The sequence below is a fragment of the Sporolactobacillus pectinivorans genome (assembly GCF_002802965.1).
Classification (GTDB): domain Bacteria; phylum Bacillota; class Bacilli; order Bacillales; family Sporolactobacillaceae; genus Sporolactobacillus; species Sporolactobacillus pectinivorans.
This window is the reverse complement of record NZ_NXGA01000005.1, coordinates 1-2,075: the sequence shown is the minus strand read 5'-3', so window position 1 is coordinate 2,075 and position 2,075 is coordinate 1. Positions and strand designations below refer to the sequence as shown.

The 2,075-nt window shown below is 31.6% G+C and carries 3 protein-coding genes; all 3 read right to left on the bottom strand.

Going from position 1 to position 2,075, the window contains the following annotated elements:
* Positions 1-266 (bottom strand): phytoene desaturase family protein (locus tag COP04_RS19210; RefSeq protein ID WP_157800406.1); only part of this gene is annotated, 266 nt, incomplete at its 3' end.
* Positions 263-1,144 carry a phytoene/squalene synthase family protein gene (locus COP04_RS19205; protein ID WP_100489768.1) on the bottom strand — a complete coding sequence of 294 codons (882 nt, stop codon included), beginning with the start codon at positions 1,142-1,144 and terminating at the stop codon, positions 263-265. The genes COP04_RS19210 and COP04_RS19205, both read right to left, overlap by 4 nt.
* Positions 1,145-1,199: 55 nt before the next feature.
* Positions 1,200-2,075: glycosyltransferase family 2 protein (locus tag COP04_RS19200; RefSeq protein WP_100489767.1), on the bottom strand; the 876-nt coding region annotated here is incomplete at its 5' end.

Genomic DNA, 2,075 nt, shown 5'->3' with positions numbered 1-2,075 from the left:
TAAACATCATATATATGTGATAATTGTTTAATTTCCAAGTAATCATTCATATTTTTTTGAGCGTAATTAAAAACGTCTCGATAAATCTCAGGCATCATTACGATGGTTGGTCCTATATCAAATGTAAATCCATCTTGCTTGATCTGATTCATCCTGCCACCTATTTGTTGGTTCTTTTCATATAAATCTACTTGGTGACCGTTTGCTGCTAATCTTGAAGCTGAAGCTAAACCTGAAACACCGCCGCCTATAACTGCAATCTTCATAATGTTTCACTCCTATTATATTTCGCACTAAGTTCACGATAAATTTTCTTTTTTTTCAATTTGCTTACATATACTTTCTTATGCAACGTATAGTTTGCCTTCCTTACTTCCACAAGTATTTCATGATAAGCTATCGCAGCTAATTCGATAATGTAACGTACCTCTTCGTCAAAATAATTAATACCGTTTAATGCAATATCATATAACCTAACTGCCTCTGTAGCGTAACTTTCCCAAAGTTTTATATAATTTGGCGTAACTCCTTCATAATATATAGAATGTAGATTAACTCGATATTGAGCTAATTTTTCTACACTTAGATAAATTCTTCCATTTTGAAAATCTTCGCCGACATCTCTTAAAATATTAGTTATTTGCATTGCCTTGCCTAAAGCAATCGCAGCTTCTTCAGCTTGCTCGAAATTATTTTCATTTGATGAAGTTAATATAGGAGTTAACAATTCACCGACAGTACCTGCCACACCATAGCAATATTCATATAAATCTGAATCAGTTTTCATTTCTTTTAAAACTAAATCTTCCTTCACATATTGAATTAAAGATTCAAAAGGTTTTTTAGGTATTGAATATGTATTCAATGTATTACTTAAAGCATTCATAATAGCTGCATCACTTTGATACGCTTGAATATAATCACAATCGCTATAAATCACATCTAAATCTCTAGCTATGCCTTTTAATTGCTCAAGGTCTTTGTATTTATCAATACTATCATCTATAATTCTGCAAACTGCATAAATAGCCCAAATTGCTTTTTTCCTTTTTAAATCCAAAAAATCAAAGGCATATGAGAACGTTTTTGAATGTTCTTTCATTATATTGTGACAATGGTTATAATCTCTCTCTAATTGATTCATTTATTGGCCTCCTCAGTAAGCCTAGAACTTCTTGACATTTGTATAAAAAAATAAGCTATAAATCTATTCTACGGCCTTTCCAATATATACGTTTGAATACATTGATATCTAACCATGATTTAAAAAATATCACGACAAAGCATATGAAGAGCAGTGGATGACATAAACTCGCAACAATATTAAAATTTCCTGTTCTTCGAATAAATATATGAAATTGTATCGCATATATAAAATATAGAGTAATAGCTAATAATATATATAACGAGCCTAAATTAATTGAAAAAATTATCGCTAAAACTGTTGTAAGTGAACCAAATAGCCATAAAAATACAAACGTAAGCGTAGACTTTTTAGTTACTTGAGAGCCAAGTGCAAAGTGTTTACTCCAACCCTCTAATAGCGATTTATATCCTTGAGAATACATTCTAAAATTCACTACGCCTTGGCCTTCATGCAAACTAACTGGCAAACCTTGCTGATTATATGCTTTACTTATTGCAAAGCCTTCAATGATTTGATTTTTAGCTTTCAAATGTCCTTGTGTCAATTTATAATCTTGCTTATTTGTCACAAGGACTGGTCCAAACGCGCCTTGCTCATTATTTGCTGATTTCGTGATTGAAAATTGATTCATACCTACGATTGTCATTAAATTAAAAATCGCCGATATATTTTCATATAGCTTTTTTATCTTGTGATAAGGTTGTATTGACAACAAACCTTTACCACCTTGTAAATCATATTGATTGGCTATATTTTGAATACTATCATCACAAGCAAACTGAACATCAGCATCAACAAACATTAATAAATCATGCGTTGCATATTTGCTACCTTGCCAACAAGCATGTGACTTACCTTGCCATGTAGTATCATTTTCAACAGTATATACGCTCGCACCATAATATCTAGCGACAACTTGTGTCTCATC

Bases quoted from the DNA above. Each gene is read 5' to 3' on its own strand.
- COP04_RS19205 (WP_100489768.1), bottom strand. From the start codon at position 1,144: ATGAATCAATTAGAGAGAGATTATAACCATTGTCACAATATAATGAAA.